Consider the following 20,703-nt stretch of genomic DNA (forward strand, 5'->3'; position numbering starts at 1 on the left):
TGAAGTAAACAGATGCAGTTCCGCGCCTACAAGGGCATAGAGAGCTGTTTGGATGCCAGTGAGGTTTTGCTTGCCCGGGCCTTGCGCGCTTTCGGCGGGGTCGTGGACTCGTTCTGAAGCCGCGCCAGTAACGCCGCAGCCGGCTCGTCGGTGGCATCCTGGGGCACGAGGCGGCCGGTGAAGGCTCGGTGCAGGATGCTCTGGCGCAGGCGCTCGGCGCGTTTCAGTTCGTCGGTGAGGGTCCGGCTCAGCGCGTCGAGCACGGTGAGGCGGCGCTCTACTTCGGCTACGATTTCGGCTTGCTCGGCTAGGGGTGGGAGAGGAAAGGTGTAACGCGCCAGAGCAGCGCCGGTGAAATGCTGGATGCCAGTACCGGTGAAGTAGGTGCTCAAATAATGGCCTAGAGCGTCGTGGCGCAGGCTATAGAATAAAAAACGATTGAGCAGGGATTTGCTTTTGATGCGAACACGATGCAACGCCTTTTGAATTTTTATCGGCGTTTCAGATTCCCAAATGGCAGCTCTGCCAGGTTCGCCACCTTCACAAATAACCAAGTCGCCTTTTTTTACCGAGTAACGTTCGTCCTCTTCTTCGGTAAAACGCATCAGCTTCAACTCTTCCAAATCGAACGAGCCCCACCGCACGCTAACGTTGCGCAGGTAGGGCTGTAGTGTGCCTTTGTTCTTTGCTTCATCAAGCATTTTGCCCAAACACATTTCTGCGATACTATCCAGCCGGCACCAAGTCCATCCCTCCGGTAACTCATGTAACTCCGAAGTGTCAACCGCTTCCGGCTCCACATACTTCGATTTCCACCCATCGCCCAGCGGCAGCTGGCCGCCGCGCTTGGCCACCTGAGCAGCTTCCCACTGCGCCCGGCGCTCGTCGCGGATGCGCTCCAACAGGGCGGCCCCGGTTTCGGTGGGGGCGGGGTGGGCTTCGCGCCAGGCGCGGGTGAGCTCGCCCGTGACGGCGGCGTGCAGCACCGACTGGCGGTAACGTTTCAGCAGGGCCTGGGTGCGGCGCACGGCCGCCACGCCCGCATCCAGCTTGCTGAACAGCTCCTCCAGTTTTGCCACGATGCGCCGCTGCTCGGGCAGGGGAGGAAGGGGGAAGGGTAATTTGTTTAAAATGGTGTGGTTAAGGTTATTCATGGTGGAGCCTACAGACTCCCCGTTCAGGTATTTCTTAGAAAATTCGGAGCTGAAAAACAGTGCGAAGTAGTCGTTGGTAACAGCTTTTTGAAGTTGTAAGAAAAAAGACCCAGTGCCACACAACCACCCATCCTCGGTAGAGGTGACAATAGCACAGCGACCCATTTCTCCTCTTCGACCAATAACAATGTCACCGGTTTTAAGCACATAGCTACTTAGCCGCTCTTTCGTTTCTGCCGCCACCGTCATGTGCATGGATGGAACGATGCGCCCATCCACAATATTCATTGGGTTCACCAAAGGGATTTGGCCAATAACGTAATCCGCTTTGTGCAGCATTGAGCCGAAAGGGCCAGTCGACGCTCTGACCAACAAATCTTTTAATTCGCACCATTTCCAATTCCTTGGAATTTCGAATAGCATTTCAGCCTCTACCTCGTTACTCTTTTGCATGCTAGTTCTAGATGTCCTACGCGGCCAGGGCCTCGTTTAATTCGGCTACCAACTGATTCAAATCCGTCCCGAACACCTGCCGGGCGCGAGCGTAGCCGCCCTGGTCCACGAAGGGCGGCAGGGTAAAGTCTTCGGCCTCCACGCTCAGCGAGGTGGCCACCTTCTCCTTCATCATCGTGAGCCAGCGCTGCTGCTCTTCCGAGAACGTGCGGCCGGCCTGCTGCTGCGCCGCCAGCCACGCCCCAAACCGCTCGTCCACGCCCAGCGGGTAGGCGGTCAGCGTTTCGGTCTGGTGCAGGGCAAAGCGCACGAGGCTGATGAGGTTGGTAAGCAGGGTTTTGGGGCCGGCCCCGCGCACGCGGGCCTTTTCCAGCTGCTCGTAGGCCGCCCAGATGCCTTCGGGCGTCAGCTCCGGGTGGTCGAGGCGCAGGGCCAGGGCCAGCTCCCGAATTTGGGCAAAGGTAACGGCCCGGCGGGCGTAGGGCTGGTTGTGCAGCAGCTGCAGCGCCGTGATTTCGTCCTTGTGCACCTCGATGAAGGCCTGAAACTTGTCCACCCGCTGTCGGGCCAGGGCCTCCTGCGCCGCTTCGGGCGAGGTGCGGCTCTCGAAGCCCGCCGCCAGCACCCGGTCCTGGCTCACCAGGTCGATGATGAGGTCGTGCTGGGCGTGCACCTTGGTCAGCAGCGTGCGCAGGGCCGGGTCGTCGAACAGGTGCACGGCCCGCTCGGTGAGAGCCTCCACGGCCTGCTGCCAGTGGGCATCGGTGGGTTCGTCCAGGGCGCTGCCGGGCTCGCCGGGGGCGGGTTGGCCGTTCGCGGCAGCTTCGGTAGCAGCCACACGCTGGGCCTCGGCCTCCTGCCGCACGGGGTCCACGGCGTCGTAGAGGCGGGCGGCGAGCTGCTGCACGGTGGCTCCGCCGGTCTGGGCCTGCACGGCCGCCCGGTCGTCGGGCGTAAGCTGGCGGTCGAGCCGGGCCAGGCGGGTGGCCAGGCTGCGCAGCTGGGCGGGGTCGTGGTTGCCCTGGGCCACGGCGTGCAGCAGCTTCTCGAAGCCCAGGCCGCCGAGGCGCTCCACGCTCTCGGTGTCCTTCTTCACCGAGTCGGTCACGCCCACCGCGTCCACAATCACGAAGCGGGTTTTGGCGCCCGCGTCGCTCGTCACCGTCTCCAGGTCGGTGGGGCTGATGACGCGGGTGCCGCGCCCCTTCATCTGGTCGAAGTACACCCGGCTGCGCACGTCGCGCAGAAACAGCAGGCACTCCAGGGGCTTGATGTCGGTGCCGGTCGAAATCATGTCCACCGTCACGGCCACCCGCGGGTTGTACTCGTTGCGGAACTTGCGAATCAGCGTGTCGGCGTTCTCGTCCGAGCCGTAAGTGATTTTCTTACAAAAGTCGTTGCCCTTGCCAAACAGCTCGCGCACCAGCTCCACGATTTCGTCGGCGTGGTGGTCGCTCTTGGCAAATATTAAGGTCTTGGGCACAATTTCGCGTCCCGGAAACAGCTCCGTGAACAGGCTGGATTTCCACTTGCCGAGCACCGTGCGGATTTGGTCGGGGGCCGTCACCGAGCGGTCGAGCTGGGTGCCGGTGTAGACCAGGTCGTCGTCGAGCGTTTCCCAGCGCTTGGTGCGGGTCTGGCGCTCCATGAGCCTCACGCTGCTGCCCTTTTCCACCCGCGAGCCCTGGGCCGTGATTTCGGTCTCGATGCGGAACACGTCGGAGCCCACGTTCACGCCGTCGACCACGGCGCGCTCGTGGCTGTACTCCATCACCAGGTTCTGGTTGAAGAAGCCGAAGGTCTGCTTGGCCGGCGTGGCCGTCAGGCCGATGAGGTGGGCGTCGAAGTACTCGAGCACCTGCTGCCACACGTTGTAGATGGAGCGGTGGCACTCGTCAATCACCACGAAGTCGTAGCCCTCGGGCGGCAGGGCCGGGTTATAGGCCACCTCGCGGGGGCGTTGCGGCGCCTCGCCGTTCAGCTCAAAGCCCGACCGCTCTTCGTTGCCCGCGTCGAACTCGGCCTCACCCCGAAGCATGGAGTACAGCCGCTGGATGGTGGTGATGGTGACCTTGCTCACCGTGTCGAGCTGGTTGCTGGTCAGGTGCTGCACGTTGTAGAGCTCCGTGAACTTGCGCCCGTCGTCGGGGGCCGTGTACTGCTGAAACTCCTGCAGGGTCTGCCGCCCCAGGTTGCCCCGGTCCACCAGAAAGAGGATGCGCTTGGCCCCGGCAAACTTGATGAGCCGGTAGATGAACGAGACCGCCGTAAAAGTCTTGCCACTACCCGTGGCCATCTGAATCAGGGCCCGGGACCGGTCGTCCTTCAAGCTCACGTCGAGGTTGCGCAGGGCTTCGATTTGGCAGTCGCGCAGCCCGGCGGTGGTCACGGGCGGCAGCAGGCGCAGGCGGGCGCGCAGGGTGCCGCCCAGCTGCCGGGTCCACGCGCGCAGCGTTTCGGGCTGGTGAAAGCCGAACACCGGCCGCGAGCGCGGCTCGGGGTCGCGGGCGTCGGCGAAACGGATTTCCTGGCCGTTGGCCTCGTAGCCGAAGGGGAGCTGGTCGGCCACCCGCTGGGCGTGCTTGGTGGCGCTGGCCTGGTAGCGGGCCGTCTGCTCGGCCACGGCCGTGAGCGAGGTGCCTTCCCGCTTGGCCTCCACGATGCCCACCAGCTTGCGGTCGACCAGCAGGGCGTAGTCCGCGGGGCCCGAGTCGGTGGGGTATTCCCGCACCGCTACGCCGGCGCCCGCTCCTAAGTTTATTTGCTTGTAGTCCTGCACGAGCCAGCCGGCGAGGGACAGTTGGGCATCGATGAGCTGGCGAGCGTGCTGTTCGGGGGTGAGCATGAAAGGAAGGGGGGCGGTAGAACTGCGAAAGTAGTCTACTATTAGTGCTGAGCCTCCTCCTCAAACTCATCAAATCAGGTAGGTACTGAATCCGCGCACCTAAATCGCGCACCTATTACCGGCAGTTCATGGCGTAGAAGTCATGGAAATCTTTTTCGCTCACCCGGTAGTCCGCTTTTGCTGGGCTTCCATAATTGGCTGCGTGAAGTTTGCCGGAGCGGATATAACGGTTTACCGTTTTCGTGCATCGCCGTAGGCGCGCGGCCACCATCTGCGTGGTGAGGAGTTCCGATGGCGCCGCTGGTGGTGCCAGTTGGGCTTGGGAGCGGCGCATCGCTTCCAGTAGTTCGACCGATATATGTTGGAAGAAGTCCGGCGGTAAGTTCAGGGTGATTTGCATTGGAGAAAACAGGTTGATGGTATTTCCATACCGAGTTTACGCCAAGCGCACCGGCGCCGTTACCAACCGAATCCCCAATTTTTTGAGCTTTAATGCTGATACTTCGTTAAAAAGCTGGCAGCAAACGAAACTCTAATGTCCCTTCATTCCGGGTTTTGTCCCTAGTCCCAGCCCAAGTACTCGGAATCATGGGTACTCTAAGGTAAAAGATGAACCTCTCATTCATTACTGGTACTACAGTGGTACTAAGACACAAAAAAACCGCCTCTACGTTATCGTAGAGGCGGTTTCTGGTGGTCGTGTAAGGAGTCGAACCTTAAACCTTCTGATTCGTAGTCAGATGCTCTATCCAATTGAGCTACACAACCCGTTCCCGTGATGGGACCGCAAAGGTAAGAGCGAAAAATGCGGCAGTGCAAACCACGACAGCAATTTTCGTGAAGAAAAGTTGGTCTTTGTGGCCAAATGGCTAATAATCAACCGAAGATTTTAACTGTTTTCGGTTGCGCTACGGCGGAGGGCCTTTTGCAAAGCCCGGTTGAAGATGAAGAGCAGGCCGAAAAGCGAGGCCGCAACCAGGCCGATAAGCACCATTTTGCTCAGGGCGCCCTGGTCTGGGTCGCGCAACAGGGTTAAGACGTCGGACGCTTCGGTGCCGAGCCAGTAGAAAAACAGGCTGCGGGGCAGCATGCCCACCACCGACGCGACCAGGAACCGACGACGCGGCACGCCCACAATGGCCAGCACAAAGGTCATGAGCGCAAACGGGAGCACGGGGGAGAGGCGCGTGAGCAGAATGAGCTGCCAGCTCTGGTGCTGCAATTCGTTGAGCACGGCTTCGGCTTTGGGAAAGAGGTGCAGGAAATGGCGCAGCTTGCCGTGGTCGAGGCGCTGGGCCAGCTCGTAGCCAATGGCCGAGGCCAGCGCGTAGGCCAGCACCATACCCGCCAGCCCTGCCCAACCGAAATAATACCCCGTGACGATGGCTACGAACGTGGTGGGCGTGAAGGCAAAGGCCATGGTGATGGCAATCACCACGAAGTACAGCAGCTGCTGGCCCACGCTCAGGTGCTGCAGCAACTGCTGCCGCTCGTACAGCAAGAGCAGCAGCGAGGAAGAGCCCAGCAGCGGCACCGCCACCAGCAGAAACATGGTGAGCAGCGTGGAAAAGTTTTTTCGGAAAAGCTCGCGCAGAAATTTCATGGGCAGCGAAGGTAGGAGCGGGGCGGGCCTTGTCGGGCTCTCTGGCGCCGGCAAGAGCTGCCCCACGGTGCTGTGCCTTTACGCTGCACCCGGGCTAATAGTCAGCCGAAGGCGGAAGTTTATTTCGGCTCCATTAGCGGCTGTAAGGCGAGTGTCCGGCAGCTCAACAGTCCCGGCCGGCCAAATTCAGCTCCACTTCCGGGAGGCAGCTGGCCGAGCCCCGGCTGACGGGAGTTGAGCTGTAGTTAGCAGTAGCAGCGTGGTAAGCCATCTGGTGCGGGACTTCGGGTGAAATTGGGCTAACGGAAACCGGCCGGTCAACCTTGGGTTATGCTTGCGGCTTTGCCTTGGCTGGCATCCGTAACTTGCCGGCCCAAGCCCGTCGGTTCAGCCCGGGCGCTCTGGGCAAATACCCGTCAAATTCCCGCTCTTGTTTCTATGAAATTCGCCACCAAAGCCATCCACGCCGGCGTGCACCCGGACCCCACCACCGGCGCCATCATGACGCCCATCTACCAGACTTCGACCTACGTGCAGCGCTCGCCCGGCGACCACAAGGGCTACGAGTATTCGCGCACCCATAACCCCACCCGCTCGCAGCTGCAGGACGCCCTGGCCGCCCTCGATAACGGCAAGCACGGCCTGGCATTTGCCTCGGGCATGGCCGCCATCGACTGCCTGGTGAAGCTGCTGCAGCCCGGCGACGAGGTGATTTCAACCAACGACCTCTACGGCGGCAGCTACCGCCTGTTCACGAAAGTGTACGAGCCGCTGGGCATCAAATTCCACTTTGTGCCCATGCACGACATGGAGGCCGTGCGCGCCGTGGCCGGCCCCAAGACCAAGCTGATTTGGGTGGAAACCCCCACCAACCCGCTGCTCAACGTCATCGACATTGCGGCCGCGGCGGCCGTGGCCAAGGAGTGCGGCGCGCTGCTCGCGGTCGACAATACCTTCAGCACGCCTTATCTGCAGACCCCGATGGATTTGGGAGCCGACATTGTGATGTATTCGCTTACCAAGTACATGGCCGGCCACTCCGATACCGTGATGGGCGCATTGGTGGTGAAGGATGATGAGCTGCACGAGCGGCTGCGCTTCCTGCAGAACGCCTGCGGCGGCACGCCCGGCCCGCAAGACTGCTTTCTGGTGCTGCGCGGCCTCAAAACGCTGCACATCCGCATGCAGCGGCACTGCGAAAACGGCCGCGCCGTGGCCGAATTCCTGCGCCAGCACCCCAAAGTGGAGAAAGTATACTGGCCCGGTTTCGAAAACCACCCCAACCACGCCATCGCGGCCAAACAAATGCGCGATTTCGGCGGCATGATGTCCTTCGTGCTCAAGGGCGACCGCCAGGAAGATGCCATTGCCGTGCTCGAGAAGTTCAAATACTTCACCCTGGCGGAAAGCCTGGGCGGCGTGGAGAGCCTCAGCGGCCACCCTGCCTCCATGACGCACGCCAGTATCCCAGCTGAGCAGCGCCGCAAGTCGGGCCTGAGCGACTCGCTCATTCGCCTGAGCGTGGGCATCGAAGACGCCGAGGACCTGATTGAAGATTTGGCCCAAGCCATCGGCTAGGCAGCGCGTTTCTCCGTTCGGAGAAGGTAGGAACGTCATGCTGAGCGCAGTCGAAGCATCTCGCGTGGGAGTAATTAATTTACTCACTCGGTAGAGATGCTTCGACTGCGCTCAGCATGACGTTCTTTCGTTACAAGCTGCCTATTGCTATGCCACGCATTATCCCCATCGATGTCCTGCCGCTCTTTCCGGTGCTGGACCAGAAGCTGCTGGAGCTGCTGCGTTCCTTGGCGCCGGCCGACTGGCAGCGCCCCACCTTGGCCCGGGAGTGGACGGTGAAAGATGTGGCGGCGCACCTGCTCGACGGCAACCTGCGCACGCTCTCGATGCTGCGCGACGGCTATTATGGCGAAACGCCGCCGGAGGACCCCGATTCCTACGTCGGCATGGTGCGCTACCTCAACCGCCTGAATGCCGACTGGGTACGGGCCTCGCGCCGCCTCAGCCCCACGGTGCTAATTGAGCTGCTGGCCCAATCTGGGCCAGAATACACGGCCTATCTGGCTACGCTCGACCCGTGGGCCCCGGCGGCCTGGCCCGTGGGCTGGGCCGGCGAAACTGAGTCGCTCAACTGGTTTCACGTGGCCCGGGACTATACCGAAAAGTGGCACCACCAGCAGCAGATTCACGCGGCGGTGGGCGGCCCGGGCTTGTTGACCAAAGAGCTGTTTCGTCCTTTTCTGGAAACGTGCCTGCGCGGCTTGCCGCACGCTTACCGGCAGGTGGCCGCGCCGCTGGGCACGGTGGTGCAGGTACGCATCGACTCGCCCATTGGGGGCGTGTGGCAGCTCGTGAAAGCTACCGACGCCTGGGGCCTCCGGACTCCCGCAACCGCCAGTGCCGCCCCGGCTGCCGAGGTGACGCTCAGCCCGGAGGTGGCCTGGCAGCTCTTCACCAAAGGCCTCAGCCCAGCGCAAGCCCGTGAGCGCGCGCAGCTCAGCGGCGACCTGCCGCTGGCGGAAGCGGCGCTGCACCTGCTGGCCGTGATGGCCTGATGGTGGGCTAAAGCCAGGACGAGTGAGATAACGGGGACCAGTAATCGTCTGGGTAGCTAAGTGGCGGGGGCTCACTTGCAAGGAGCCTTTGAGCGGCGCAAAGCACGAGCGTGCCCACATTAAAACCTCGTTAAAAACAGCGCTATAGCCAACTAGATTAATCTAAGACCTGTTTAAGGACTATTTACCGTTTCCGGCCCACTGCTGGCCTTTTCGCATGCCCTCCCTTTCTTTTCTGCGCCGCTGTTCCCGCGTCGCGCCCTTGGCCGCTCTGTTGGGCTTGGCGGGCTGCGATATGCTCGAATTCAGCCCCAACGACCACCGCGTCCCCGAGGAGTTTACCAACCTTACCCGGAAGAACCTGGCCAAGCTGCAGGCCAAGCCATTGCCCGCCGGCGACACCCTGCGATTTGTGTTTACCGGCGATTCGCAGCAGTTCTACGACGAGGCCGAGGCCCTGGTGGCCAGCGTGAACCAGCAGCCGGGCATCTCCTTCCTGGTGGTGGCCGGCGATATTTCCGACTTTGGCCTGGGCCGCGAAATGCGCTGGGTAGATGAGAAGCTACGGCGCCTGTACATGCCCTACGTAACCGTGGTGGGCAACCACGACCTGGTGGGCAATGGCCGCGAAGCCTACCAGCACATCTTCGGCGCCCTGGACTACTCCTTCGTGTACGGCGACACCAAGTTTACCATGGTGGATACCAACGGCCGCGAATACAATTTCAACGGCCAGGTGCCCAACCTGGGCTGGCTGCGGCCCCAGCTGGCCAGCCTCGACGGGGCCCGCCGGCAGGTGGTTATCTCGCACGTGCCGCCCACCAACGAGGATTTTGACCCGGCCCTGCGCACGCCCTACGTGCAAACCCTGCGCGAGGCCCGCGGCCTGGTCTTCGAAATGAACGGCCACAACCACTCCTCCAGCATCAGCCAGCCTTACAACGATGGCGTGACCTACGTGAACTCCGACGCGTTTTCGGAGCGCCACTACATGGTGGTGACGGTGTGGGGCGACAAGCAGTTTCGCATTAAACGGGTAGCATTCTAATGAAAAAGTACTTGCTATCTGCTTTTCTGTTGGCGGCGCTGGGCGCCCAGGCCGCCGGCCCACCCGATACGGCCGGCGCGCGGCGGCCTCCGGTGGAGCGTCCGTGGTACCGCCCCAGCCACCTGGTGCTTCAAACCGGCGGTGGGCTGGGCATGGTGGCCGGCGGCGCGGGCTACGAATTTGCCAAAGACCGCCTCGAAACCGACGTTCTAATTGGCTACGTGCCCAAGCGCTTCGCCGGCTCCACGCTCAGCCTGGCCTCGCTGAAGTTCATGTACTCGCCCTTCCGCCTGCGGGTGGCCGAGCAGGTGCAGGTATTGCCCATAACTGTGGGCGCGTATTTTAGCTATACTCACGGCACCCTGAACGACGAGATAAAGGGCCAGTATTCGAGCGACTACTACTGGTTTTCGACCGATACCCGCTACGGCCCGCTGGTGGGCGGCCGCGTTACCTATCTTACGGCGCCGGTGCCAGCTACCGGGCTGCCCCGCAAGCTCTCGGTGTACTATGAGCTGGGCAGCAACGACCTCTACCTGGCCAGCTACCTCAACAACCGCAACGGTGGCCTGGGCATCGGCCAACTTCTGACCTTGGCACTGGGCGTTAAGGCCGATTTTTAAGTGATACAGTAATGGCCGATTGGTTGACAAAAAGCTGTTATGATTCGGCTCCGCTCTTCATGACGGCTTTTTATTGCCCGTGCTCAACAGTTTCGGCGTGCGTGTAGGCAGTAGCGCGGACTTTTAGTCCGCGATTCCGTAGCGCCAACTGCCTCGCGGACTAAAAGCCCGCGCTACTGCCCAGCCATACGCTCACGCCGAAACCGTCCTAATCAGCCCAATTCCCTTTTATAGCGTCAGCAAAGTTCGGTAGGTGAGGTTCCTAAGTCATAATATGGAATCTCGGCAGAAGTTGAGCTAAATCCAACACTGCGCTTGCCCGCAGGAGCACAATCCAGAAATTATTTAAACCATTTAAGAGCTCCTTGGCTTATACAGGCTCGATTTCGGGCGCTGAATGCAGTCCGGAAGTTAGATTATACTGTTGCTACGTGATACAATTACTCTCAGCCGCGCCTCACTTGCAGGCAATTGGGCTGACTACAACCCGATTTTTCTTGAACACTTCCAGCCAGGTTGCGCCCGCAAGCGCCACTGCAGCTGGCTGCTGTTGCTGTTGTAGCAGGTAGTTGGTTGCCGGCGGCCATGCTGCTGGCAACTACTTTCTAATTCAGGTTAGGCAAATGAGGGGGTACCGTGCCCCTTGCTGCCGGCTTTGCATACCGTGACCTAGTTGGTCCATCTCATTTTCTCGGGTTTTTCAGCTGCTCCGGTAGCTTGGACGTGCGTTGGCGTGTCAAGAGCGGCCCCTTTTTCTTTTTCTGGCGTCCCGTTGCGCAAAAGCGGCCCATGGTGGCTACCCGCAGCGAATAGCCCTATTTCTTCCCCTTCTTCTTTCTTATGAGTAACCCCTTTATTACCCGCACCGGGCTGGTGGCGCTGCTGTTGTGGCTGACTGCCGTGGCCGCCTGGGCGCAAAACATCACCATAACGGGCCGCGTGCTGAACACCGCCGGCCAAAGCCAGCCCGGCGTGACGGTGCTGGAGCAAGGCACCACCAACGGCACTTCTACCGACGGAGAAGGCCGCTTCAGCCTGAGCAACGTGCCGGGCACGGCCACCCTGGTGTTCTCGGCTGTGGGCTCCGTTACCCAGCAAGTGCCGCTGAATGGCCGCACTACCTTGGAAATCCGCCTGGCCGACAACCAAACCGAACTCAACGAAGTGGTGGTGACGGGCTCGCGCGCCACCGAAGGCCGCTCCAATATCCTCACCACGTCGCCGGTGGACGTGATTTCGGCCCGCGAAATCCGCGCCTTCGCCCAAACCGACGTTACCCAAATCCTGACGTACATCGCGCCCTCTTTCCAGAGCACGCGCCAGACCGTGACCGACGGCACCGACTTTGTGGACCCCGCCACCCTGCGCGGCCTCGGCCCCGACCAGGTGCTGGTGCTCGTGAACGGTAAGCGCCGGCATACTTCGGCGCTGGTGAACATCAACGGCACGCCCGGCCGCGGCTCGGTGGGCACCGATATGAACGTGATTCCGCCGGCGGCTATCAAGCGCATTGAAGTGCTGCGCGAGGGCGCAGCGGCCCAATACGGCTCCGATGCCATTGCCGGCGTCATCAACATTCAGCTCAAGGACGACACCACGGGCGTGAACGTGAGCAGCACCGCCGGCCAAACGACCAAGTCGGACGGGCAGCTGTTTCAGGCCGATGCCAACGCCGGGTTTGGCCTGGGCCACCGTGGCTTTGTGAACGTGAGCGGGCAGTTCAGCAACCGCAGCTTTGTGGACCGCAGCGGCCTTGATACCGCCCCGCTCATCTACCTGGGCACCAGCGGTGGCGCGTATCCTGCGGGCCTCAGCTCCCAGCAGAAACTTGATTTGAAAGCCCGCGACAATGCCCTGGTAACCCAAAACGGCTTCAACCGCCGCGACATTCGGGTGGGCAGCGCCGACACGCGCACCTACGGCAGCTACGTGAACGCGGCCTATACGCTGGCGCCCAGCATTGGGCTGGAAGCGTACTTCTCGGGTGGCCTCACGCGCCGCACCGGCCGCTCGGGGGCGCTCTACCGGCTGCCCACCGCCGTTACGCAATCGGACCCCGCTGTGTACCCCAACGGCTTCCTGCCGTTCATCAACAGCACCGTGAACGATGGCTCGGCCATTGTGGGCCTGCGGGGCCAGGTATTCGGTTTCCAGGCCGACTTGAGCAACACCTACGGACGCAACGCCCTGCGCTACGATATCAGCAACACCATCAACGCCTCGCTGCCGCAGGGCACCAGCCCCACCGCGTTTTACGCCGGCGAGCTGGCCTTCCAGCAGAACACCACCAACCTGGGCTTCACCCGGAAGTTTACCGACGTGGGGCTGCTGCCTACCGTGAACGTGGCCTTCGGCGGCGAGTTTCGGGTCGATAACTTCCAGATTAACCCCGGCGAAAGCGGCTCTTATATATTGGGCTCGCGCCAGGTAAACGGCGCGCCCGCGGCCGCTGGTTCGCAGGGATTTGCCGGCTACCGGCCTTCTGATGCCCTAAACCAGTCGCGCACCAACGTGGCTGGCTACGTGGACCTGGAAAGCGACGTGACCGATAAGCTGCTGGTGGACGTGGCCGGCCGTGCCGAACGTTACTCCGACTTCGGCTCCAACGTGAGCGGCAAAGTGGCCGCCCGCTATAGCATTCTCGACGCGCTGGCCCTGCGCGGTGCCATCAGCAACGGCTTCCGGGCGCCTTCGCTGCAGCAGCGCTTCTTCACCAACTCGAGCACGCAGTTTACGAGCGGCGAGCTGCGCGAAGTGCTGACCACCAACAACAATGACCCCATCACCCGCGCCTTCGGCATTGGGCCGCTGAAGCAGGAGAAATCGACCAACTACAGCCTGGGCCTCACCGCCCGCGTGGGCCGCGCCTTCACCCTCACGGCCGATGCGTATCAGATTGACATCCGCGACCGCATTGTGCTCTCTTCGCAGTTTAGCCGGGGCAATGCTGCCGTGGCGGCCATTCTGACGGCCAACCCGCGCCCCGGCCAAAACCCCGTGCAGGGCGTGCAGTTCTTCGCCAATGCCGTGAACACCCGCACCCGCGGCGTCGATATTGTGGCCAACGAGCGCCTGACCCTGGGCGCCGACAGCCGCCTGACCCTGACGGCCGCCGCTAACTTCAACGAGACGCAGGTGCGCAGCTTCAACAGCTCCACGTTCATCGACAACAACGCCAGCCTGCAAAACACCCTGTTTGACCGCGCCCAGCGGGCTCGCCTCGAAAACGGCCAGCCGCGCAGCAAAATCAACCTGAGCGCCGACTACGGCTACAAAATCTTCGGCCTGAACCTGCGCACCGTGCGCTTTGGCGAGGTGCAAACCAAGGACGCCGACCCCAACCGCTCCTTTATCGACCAGACCTTTGCCGCCAAGTGGGTCACTGACCTCACGCTGAGTGCCCAAATCATTAAACAGGTTGGCCTGAGCGTGGGCGTGAACAACCTGTTTAACGTGTACCCCGACCGGCTCTACCTCGACCCCAACAACAACGAGCAGAGCCTGAACTACTCGACCTTGGACGCTACCAACCGCGGCCGCTTCGTGTACGGTTCCAACCAGTTTGGCATGAACGGCGCGTTTTACTTTGCCCGCCTCAACGTGACGCTGTAGCGTTAGCAGTTGCAGCAACCTAAGCAAAGGCCAGCTCCATTATTGGGCTGGCCTTTTTGGTGTCCGGCACCTTGGGCCACCGGGCCTGCCGTTGGGTCCTGCCCACGCCACGAGCCAGCCCGCTTTTGGGCGGCCCGTATAGGAGCTTGGGCAAGGGGACTCAGGGCCAAAGTATTGACTTTGTGGGCGCGAGTGCCTAGCTTGGGTTGCCCACAGCGCCTGAGTTCCTGCGTTTGCGTACCGCGCGGCTTTTGTGTTGTTGCCCGTTTGGATACGGTTATGGTTGTTGCTCAGGCCAGTAGCTAGTGATTAGACCATATTTTGTACATTCCCAAAAACTTTTTGTAGGAAGCTGATTCTGCCCGTTGCCGGGCGCGCCGGCGGCGCGAGGCAGCCGCAGACTGCGCTTAAAGCTCATCTTTTGAAATCTCTATATCTTTTTACCAACCTTTTTTTCGCATGAAAAATCTTTTACTTCTTCTGCTGTTGGTCCTGGGTGGGCTGACGGCGCAGGCCCAGAAAATAACCGTGACCGGCCGGGTGGTGGGGGCGTCGGGCGAAGGCCTGCCCGGCTCCACGGTGCTGGAGCGCGGCACTTCCAACGGAACTTCTACGGGCGGCAACGGCGAGTTTTCGCTTTCCGTCGCGCCCGAGGCCACGCTCACCATTCAGGCCATTGGCTTCAAGGCCCAGCAGGTGCCGGTGAACGGCCGCACCACCCTGCCCGACGTGCAACTCGTGGCCGCGGCCCAGGACCTGAACGAGGTGGTGGTGACGGGCTCCCGCGCCAGCGAGGGCCGCTCCAACATCCTGACCACGGCGCCGGTCGACGTGATTTCGGCCCGCGAAATCAAGGCGTACGCCCAGATTGACGTGGCCCAGATTCTGTCCTACGTGGCGCCGTCGTTCCAGTCGTCGCGCCAGACCATTACGGACGGTACCGACCACATCGACCCCGCCAGCCTGCGCGGCCTCGGCCCCGACCAGGTATTGGTCCTCGTGAACGGCAAGCGCCGCCACAATTCGTCCCTGGTAAACATCAACGGCTCCATCGGCCGCGGCTCGGTGGGCACCGACCTGAACGCCATTCCCACGGCCAGCATCAAGCGCATTGAGGTGCTGCGCGACGGCGCGGCGGCCCTCTACGGCTCCGACGCCATTGCCGGCGTGATTAACATCCAGCTCAAGGATGACTCCACCGGCGTAACGGCCAGCAGCACCGTGGGCCAGACCACCAAAGGCGACGGCGACGTTTTCCAGGCCGACGCCAACGTGGGCATTGGCCTGGGCGGGCGCGGCTTTGTGGACGTGAGCGGCCAGTTTCAGAACCACAGCTATTTCAACCGCGGCCTGCCCGACACCGCCCCGCTCATTTACCTGGGCGGCAGCGGCGGCCAGTACCCGGCCAGCGCCAATACGGAGCAGGCCCGCCGCGACCTCAAGGCCCAGGACGACGCCCTGGTGAAGCAGAATGGCTTTAACCGCAACGACCTGCGCGTGGGCAGCGCCGATACCCGCAACTACGGCGGCTTCCTGAACTCGGAGTACCGGCTGGGTGGGGGCCTGACGGCTTACCTCTCGGGCGGCGTGACGCACCGCACCGGCAAATCGGCCGGCTTCAACCGCCTGCCCAACCAGCCCACGCAAAGCGACCTGACCATTTTCCCGAACGGCTTCCTGCCCTTCATCAACACCAAAATCAACGACCAGTCGGCTATTGTGGGGCTGCGCAAGGGCCTTGGGGGCTTCGCGGCCGACTTGAGCAACACCTTTGGCCGCAACGAGCTGCGCTATGATATCAGCAACAGCGTGAACGCCTCGCTGCCGCAGGGCCCGGGCATCCGCAACCAAACCGAGTTCTACGCCGGTACCCTGATATTCAGCCAGAACACCACCAACCTGGGCCTGGCGCGCAAATTCTCCGAAGTGGGTCCGCTGGCTACGCTGAACGTGGCCTTTGGCGGCGAGTTCCGGGTGGACCGCTTTCAGATTAAAGCCGGCGAGCCCAACTCCTACATCAACGGCGGGCGCCTGATTGGCACCACGCCCACGGCCTCGGGCTCGCAGGTGTTCCCCGGCTACCAGCCCACCGATGCCGTGGACAAGTCGCGTACCAACGTAGCCGGCTACGTGGACTTGGAAAGCGACGTAACCGAGAAGCTGCTGGTGCACGCGGCCGGCCGCCTGGAGCGCTACAGCGACTTTGGTACCAGCGTGAGCGGCCAGGCCGCTGCCCGCTTTACCCTCGTGGAGGGGCTGTCCCTGCGCGGCTCCATTGGCAACGGCTTCCGGGCGCCTTCGCTGCAGCAGCGCTACTTCACCAACGTCAGCACCCAGTTCATCAGCGGCCTGCCCAACCAGATTCTAACCGTGAACAACGAAAACCCCATCGTGCGCAACGCCTTCGGGGGCAGCGGCCAGCAGGGCTTTGGGGTGGGGGCGCTCAAGCAGGAAAACTCGCGCAACTACAGCCTGGGCCTCACCGCCCGCGTGGCCCAGACCGTGACCCTGACCGTGGACGCCTACCAGATTGACATCGACGACCGCATCGTGCTCTCCTCGTCGTTTGCCCGCTCCAACGCTACCGTAAACACCATCCTGGGCTCGCTGCCCGTGAGCCGCGTGCAGTTCTTTGCCAACGCGGTGAACACGCGTACCCAAGGCCTCGACATTGTGGCCAACGAGCGGCTGGTACTCGGCGAGAAAAGCCGCTTGGGCCTAACGGCGGCGGCCAACTTCAACCAGACCACCGTGCGCAGCTTCAACAGCACGTCGTCCACCATCAACAACGACCAGACGGTCGGGACCGGCAACCTGCAAAATACCCTGTTTGACCGCCAGCAGCGCACGCGCCTCGAGTCGGGCAACCCGCGCAGCAAAATCAACCTGTCGGCCAACTACAACTACGGCATCTTCGGCATCGAGGCCCGCACCGTGCGTTTCGGCGAGGTGCAGTACAAGGACGCCGACCCGGCCCGCTCGTTTCTGGACCAGACCTTCGCCGCCAAATGGATTACCGACGTGACCCTGAGCGCGCAAATCATCAAGCAGGTAAGCCTGCTGGTGGGCATCAACAACCTGTTTGATGTGTATCCGGACAAGTTCATCCAGAACCCGCGCAACTTTGAGACGAACTTTTCGGTCGACCCCACCCTGAGCTACAACTCGACCCTGGACAACACCAACCGCGGCCGCTTTGTGTACCAGGCCAACCAGTTCGGTTTCCAGGGAGCCTTCTACTTTGCCCGCGTCAACGTAGCGTTTTAAGTAGGAAGAAATTCTTGGTTTGCACCACCAAAAAGGCCAGCTCCGGATTCGGGGCTGGCCTTTTTGGTGAGGGTTGAGCTGCTTACTTGGCCGCTGCCGGGGTGGCCGAGTTGCTGTCCAGAATTTGAAACAGGTCGTCGAGCTTGGGGGTGAGAATGATTTCGGTGCGGCGGTTCATGGCCTTGTTCTGGGGCGTGTCGTTGGATGCTACGGGCACGTACTGGCCGCGGCCCGAGGCCGTGACGCGCGCCGGCGGCACGCCGCTGCTGGTGAGCAGGCGCGCGATTTCGGTGGCGCGCAGGGCGCTCAGGTCCCAGTTGTCGGTGAGGCCGGCGGTGCCGCGCAGGATGGGCACGTTGTCGGTGTGGCCTTCCACTACCACGTTCACGTCTTTCTGCTCCTGCAGCACCGTGGCGAGCTTCTTGAGCGCCTCCTGGCCCTTGGGGTCCACTTTCGTGGAGCCGGATTTGAACAGCAGCTGCTCGGAAAGCGAGACGTACACCTTGCCGTCTTTCAGCTTCACCTGCAAGTCGCTGGAGTTGAAGCTGAGCAAGGCCTTGCTCACGCGGGCCTTCAGGTCGTTTACGGCCTTGTCCTTTTCGGCCAGGGCTTTCGTTAGCTCGGTGAGCCGGGCTTCGCGCACCTTGAGGTCGGCGGCGAGGCGGTCGTTGTCGGCTTTGCTCTTTTGTAGGTTGGTGTCGAGCTCGCCCAGCTCGGCTTCGCGGCGGGCCAGGTCCTTGGCCACTTTGTTGTAGTCCGACGACTTGTTGGCCAGCTCCCGGTCGCTGTTCTTGAGCAGTTTGTCGTAGCTGTTGTTGAGCTCGTTGTAGAGGGTGCGGGTTTTGCGGTAGGCAGCGCCGGTTTCGGCTGAGTCGGTCACGAGGCGCTTTTGGGTGAGGCGCAGTTGGGCCAGCTCATCGGAGGCTTTCTTGAGCTCGGCCGTGGCACCGAGGTACTGGCGCTCGGCGGTGGCTTTGCCGTCGGCGTCGGCCTTCTGGCGGGCGCTCAGGTCGTCGTATTTCTTGGCGGTTACGCAGCTGTTGAGGGCGGGCGCCGCCAGCAGCGACAGGGCCAGCAGGGCAGGGGAGAAGTTTTTCACGTAATAATTTTCACGTAATAAATAGAAGGCTGAATGTCGGGCGGTGGAAGGCCGGGCAGTCCGGCCGTAATGGAAGAGCAAGGTAGCGCTTAACCCGCAGCCAGCGCCTCCCACGCCCGATTTGCCTCGTGTTTTTCGGCCTATATTTGCTCAGCAGCCCACCGGGGCGGCCCTCACCCCGCTTTTCCTTTCCCCATGGCCTCCTCCCTCACCCTGAGCCGAGAAAACGAAGCCTTGCTGACGCACGAGGCGCTGGTGAGCAAAGACATGATTCACACCCCCGGCCCCGACTTTCTGGACCGGTGCTTTGTGCCCGGCAGCCGCACGCCGCAGGTGCTGCGCAGCCTCGGGGCCATCTACAACCACGGCCGCCTGGCCGGCACCGGCTACGTCAGCATCCTGCCCGTCGACCAGGGCATCGAGCACACCGCGGGCTCGTCCTTCGGGCCCAACCCGATGTATTTCGACCCCGAAAACATCCTGCGGCTGGCGGTGGAAGGCGGCTGCAACGCCGTGGCCACCACCTTCGGCACCTTTGGCACGGTGGCCCGTAAGTATGCCCACAAAATCCCGTTCTTGGTCAAAATCAACCACAACGAGCTGCTGACCTACCCCAATAAGTTCGACCAAATCATGTTCGGCTCGGTGCGGCAGGCCTGGGACATGGGCGCCACCGCCGTGGGGGCTACTGTGTATTTCGGCTCTGCCGAAAGCAACCATCAGATTATTGAAGTCACGGCCGCCTTCGAGGAGGCCCACCGGCTGGGCATGGCCACCGTGCTGTGGTGCTACACCCGCAACAACGCCTTCAAGACCAGCGACAAAGACTACCACGTAGCGGCTGACCTTACCGGCCAGGCCAACCACCTCGGCGTGACCATGGGCGCCGACATCATCAAGCAGAAGCTACCCGAAAACAACGGCGGCTTCACCACGCTGAAGTTCGGCAAGACCTTCCCGGCCATGTACGACAAGCTCAGCGGCGACCACCCCATCGACCTGACCCGCTACCAGGTGCTCAACTGCTACGCCGGTCGCATCGGGCTCATCAACTCGGGCGGCGAAAGCCTGGGCGACGGCGACCGCGAGGCCGCCGTGAAAACGGCCATCATCAACAAACGGGCCGGGGGGCAGGGGCTCATTTCGGGCCGCAAAGCCTTTCAGCGCCCATTCGCCGAGGGCGTGGACCTGCTGAATGCCATTCAGGATGTTTACCTCGACCCGGCCATCACAATTGCGTAGAGGGGGCAGGGGCTTGCTATTGTTCAGCCCGGGGCTCAATCAGGCCGGTAGTTATGGCTTATCTTTGACGCCCTGTTTATTAGTCACGGCAAGCCTGAAGCTTGCGGCTCTTCCTCAAAAAATAAAAGCTAATAGCCATCCGCTAACAGCTAAAAGCTAACATCAAATGGCCTGGTTTAAGCGCGTAGAAAAGGGCATCGTCACCCCCACTGATCAAAAAAAGGAGACCCCCGACGGCCTCTGGCACAAATGCCCCGAGTGCAAAACGGTGGTGACCATGGCCGAGCACAAGCGGCTGCGGTACGTGTGCGGCTCCTGCAACCACCACGACCGGATTGACGCCGCCGACTACTTCGAGTTCCTGTTCGACGACGGCCAGTTTACCGAGCTCGACGCCAACCTGACGTCCGGCGACCCGCTGCGTTTTGTCGACACCAAGGAATACCCCAAGCGCATTGCCGCCACCGAGCACAACACCGGCCTGAAAGACGCGGTGCGCACGGCCCACGGCCTGTCGACGGGCCAGCCGCTGGTGGTGGCGGCCATGGATTTCAAGTTCATCGGCGGCTCCATGGGCTCGGTGGTAGGCGAGAAAATTGCCCGCGCCATTGACTTTGCCCGCAAAAACCGCACGCCCTTCCTCATGATTTCGCGCTCCGGCGGCGCCCGCATGATGGAAGCCGGCTACTCGCTGATGCAGATGGCCAAAACGTCGGCCAAGCTGGCCCTGCTCTCGGAAGCGGGCGTGCCCTATGTGAGCCTGCTCACCGACCCTACCACGGGCGGCGTCACGGCGTCGTTTGCCATGCTCGGCGACTTTAATATTGCCGAGCCGGGCGCGCTCATCGGCTTTGCCGGGCCGCGCGTTATCAAAGAAACCATCGGCAAGGATTTGCCCAAGGGCTTTCAAAGCGCCGAGTTCGTGCTCGAGCACGGCTTTCTCGATTTCATCGTGGACCGCCGCGAGCTAAAGCAGCGCCTGGCCGATTTGTTGGGCATGCTGCAGCCGGCGGCGGTAGCGGCACCCGAGCCGCGCGATGCCCGTCGGGCTTCATCCAAAGCGCATTAGGGCCAGCCCAGGGCTTTTTTTACTTTCGGCACACTTATTGAAAAGCCCGTTTCCGTTACCGGAACGGGTTTTTCCCGTATAAGCCCGAGAATATCTCCACCAACTTTTCATTTTC

Annotated in this window: 14 protein-coding genes and 1 tRNA gene; 8 read left to right on the forward strand and 7 right to left on the reverse strand. The window is 61.8% G+C overall.

Annotation, left to right across the window (positions count from 1 at the left end; translation table 11 throughout):
- Positions 1–26 precede the first annotated feature (26 nt).
- From AUC43_RS09570 to AUC43_RS09590, 5 genes are all read right to left on the reverse strand, one after another.
- Positions 27–1,607, reverse strand: coding sequence for a restriction endonuclease subunit S (locus AUC43_RS09570; protein ID WP_071885860.1), 1,581 nt, complete (start codon positions 1,605–1,607; stop codon positions 27–29).
- 16 nt (positions 1,608–1,623) lie between these two features.
- Complete coding sequence (locus AUC43_RS09575) at positions 1,624–4,452, reverse strand: type I restriction endonuclease subunit R (protein ID WP_068192367.1); 2,829 nt, start codon at positions 4,450–4,452, stop codon at positions 1,624–1,626.
- A gap of 115 nt (positions 4,453–4,567) precedes the next feature.
- Positions 4,568–4,852 (reverse strand): helix-turn-helix domain-containing protein, encoded by a 285-nt coding sequence (locus tag AUC43_RS09580; protein ID WP_068192370.1) that lies wholly within the window; start codon positions 4,850–4,852, stop codon positions 4,568–4,570.
- A 291-nt stretch (positions 4,853–5,143) separates the two neighbouring features.
- A tRNA-Arg gene (locus tag AUC43_RS09585) sits at positions 5,144–5,220 on the reverse strand.
- A gap of 121 nt (positions 5,221–5,341) precedes the next feature.
- Positions 5,342–6,055, reverse strand: coding sequence for a TVP38/TMEM64 family protein (locus AUC43_RS09590; RefSeq protein WP_068192373.1), 714 nt, complete (start codon positions 6,053–6,055; stop codon positions 5,342–5,344).
- 438 nt (positions 6,056–6,493) lie between these two features.
- Between AUC43_RS09590 and AUC43_RS09595 the strand changes: the two genes are divergently transcribed.
- The 5 genes from AUC43_RS09595 (at position 6,494) to AUC43_RS09615 (ending at position 13,911) form a co-directional block, all read left to right on the forward strand.
- Complete coding sequence (locus AUC43_RS09595; protein ID WP_068192376.1) at positions 6,494–7,633, forward strand: cystathionine gamma-synthase; 1,140 nt, start codon at positions 6,494–6,496, stop codon at positions 7,631–7,633.
- A 149-nt stretch (positions 7,634–7,782) separates the two neighbouring features.
- Positions 7,783–8,628: a maleylpyruvate isomerase N-terminal domain-containing protein gene (locus tag AUC43_RS09600; RefSeq protein WP_068198444.1), complete on the forward strand. Its 846-nt coding sequence runs from the start codon at positions 7,783–7,785 to the stop codon at positions 8,626–8,628.
- Positions 8,629–8,845: 217 nt separating this feature from the next.
- A complete protein-coding gene (locus AUC43_RS09605; RefSeq protein WP_068192380.1) occupies positions 8,846–9,676 on the forward strand; it encodes a metallophosphoesterase family protein in 831 nt (276 codons plus the stop codon).
- Positions 9,676–10,299 (forward strand): hypothetical protein, encoded by a 624-nt coding sequence (locus tag AUC43_RS09610; protein ID WP_068192383.1) that lies wholly within the window; start codon positions 9,676–9,678, stop codon positions 10,297–10,299. The genes AUC43_RS09605 and AUC43_RS09610 overlap by 1 nt, the downstream gene beginning before the upstream one ends.
- A gap of 840 nt (positions 10,300–11,139) precedes the next feature.
- The gene (locus AUC43_RS09615; protein WP_068192385.1) at positions 11,140–13,911 is read left to right on the forward strand and encodes a TonB-dependent receptor; all 2,772 of its coding nucleotides are present in this window, start codon (positions 11,140–11,142) and stop codon (positions 13,909–13,911) included.
- A 19-nt stretch (positions 13,912–13,930) separates the two neighbouring features.
- Here the strand turns inward: AUC43_RS09615 and AUC43_RS21705 are convergent, their stop codons facing one another.
- Positions 13,931–14,065, reverse strand: a complete 135-nt coding sequence (locus tag AUC43_RS21705; RefSeq protein ID WP_257721720.1) for a hypothetical protein — start codon at positions 14,063–14,065, stop codon at positions 13,931–13,933.
- A 305-nt stretch (positions 14,066–14,370) separates the two neighbouring features.
- Here AUC43_RS21705 and AUC43_RS09620 point away from each other — a divergent pair, with 305 nt between their 5' ends.
- Positions 14,371–17,178: a TonB-dependent receptor gene (locus AUC43_RS09620; RefSeq protein WP_071885861.1), complete on the forward strand. Its 2,808-nt coding sequence runs from the start codon at positions 14,371–14,373 to the stop codon at positions 17,176–17,178.
- A gap of 82 nt (positions 17,179–17,260) precedes the next feature.
- On the opposite strand, the gene AUC43_RS09625 is transcribed toward AUC43_RS09620, so the two are convergent.
- A complete protein-coding gene (locus AUC43_RS09625; RefSeq protein WP_068192391.1) occupies positions 17,261–18,277 on the reverse strand; it encodes an OmpA family protein in 1,017 nt (338 codons plus the stop codon).
- 195 nt (positions 18,278–18,472) lie between these two features.
- On the opposite strand from AUC43_RS09625, the gene AUC43_RS09630 reads away from it, so the two are divergent.
- Together AUC43_RS09630 and accD are read left to right on the forward strand one after the other, a co-directional pair.
- Positions 18,473–19,519, forward strand: a complete 1,047-nt coding sequence (locus tag AUC43_RS09630; RefSeq protein WP_068192393.1) for a class I fructose-bisphosphate aldolase — start codon at positions 18,473–18,475, stop codon at positions 19,517–19,519.
- A gap of 166 nt (positions 19,520–19,685) precedes the next feature.
- Positions 19,686–20,588, forward strand: a complete 903-nt coding sequence (accD, locus tag AUC43_RS09635) for an acetyl-CoA carboxylase, carboxyltransferase subunit beta (protein ID WP_082685013.1) — start codon at positions 19,686–19,688, stop codon at positions 20,586–20,588.
- Positions 20,589–20,703 lie beyond the last annotated feature (115 nt).

This window comes from Hymenobacter sedentarius (assembly GCF_001507645.1).
GTDB lineage: Bacteria > Bacteroidota > Bacteroidia > Cytophagales > Hymenobacteraceae > Hymenobacter > Hymenobacter sedentarius.

What these genes read in the sequence shown, in the direction of transcription:
- AUC43_RS09570 (WP_071885860.1), bottom strand. Translation starts at nt 1,607, where the DNA reads ATGCAAAAGAGTAACGAGGTAGAGGCTGAAATGCTATTCGAAATTCCA.
- AUC43_RS09575 (WP_068192367.1), bottom strand. Translation starts at nt 4,452, where the DNA reads ATGCTCACCCCCGAACAGCACGCTCGCCAGCTCATCGATGCCCAACTG.
- AUC43_RS09580 (WP_068192370.1), bottom strand. Translation starts at nt 4,852, where the DNA reads ATGCAAATCACCCTGAACTTACCGCCGGACTTCTTCCAACATATATCG.
- AUC43_RS09590 (WP_068192373.1), bottom strand. Translation starts at nt 6,055, where the DNA reads ATGAAATTTCTGCGCGAGCTTTTCCGAAAAAACTTTTCCACGCTGCTC.
- AUC43_RS09595 (WP_068192376.1), top strand. Translation starts at nt 6,494, where the DNA reads ATGAAATTCGCCACCAAAGCCATCCACGCCGGCGTGCACCCGGACCCC.
- AUC43_RS09600 (WP_068198444.1), top strand. Translation starts at nt 7,783, where the DNA reads ATGCCACGCATTATCCCCATCGATGTCCTGCCGCTCTTTCCGGTGCTG.
- AUC43_RS09605 (WP_068192380.1), top strand. Translation starts at nt 8,846, where the DNA reads ATGCCCTCCCTTTCTTTTCTGCGCCGCTGTTCCCGCGTCGCGCCCTTG.
- AUC43_RS09610 (WP_068192383.1), top strand. Translation starts at nt 9,676, where the DNA reads ATGAAAAAGTACTTGCTATCTGCTTTTCTGTTGGCGGCGCTGGGCGCC.
- AUC43_RS09615 (WP_068192385.1), top strand. Translation starts at nt 11,140, where the DNA reads ATGAGTAACCCCTTTATTACCCGCACCGGGCTGGTGGCGCTGCTGTTG.
- AUC43_RS09620 (WP_071885861.1), top strand. Translation starts at nt 14,371, where the DNA reads ATGAAAAATCTTTTACTTCTTCTGCTGTTGGTCCTGGGTGGGCTGACG.
- AUC43_RS09630 (WP_068192393.1), top strand. Translation starts at nt 18,473, where the DNA reads ATGGCCTCCTCCCTCACCCTGAGCCGAGAAAACGAAGCCTTGCTGACG.
- accD (WP_082685013.1), top strand. Translation starts at nt 19,686, where the DNA reads ATGGCCTGGTTTAAGCGCGTAGAAAAGGGCATCGTCACCCCCACTGAT.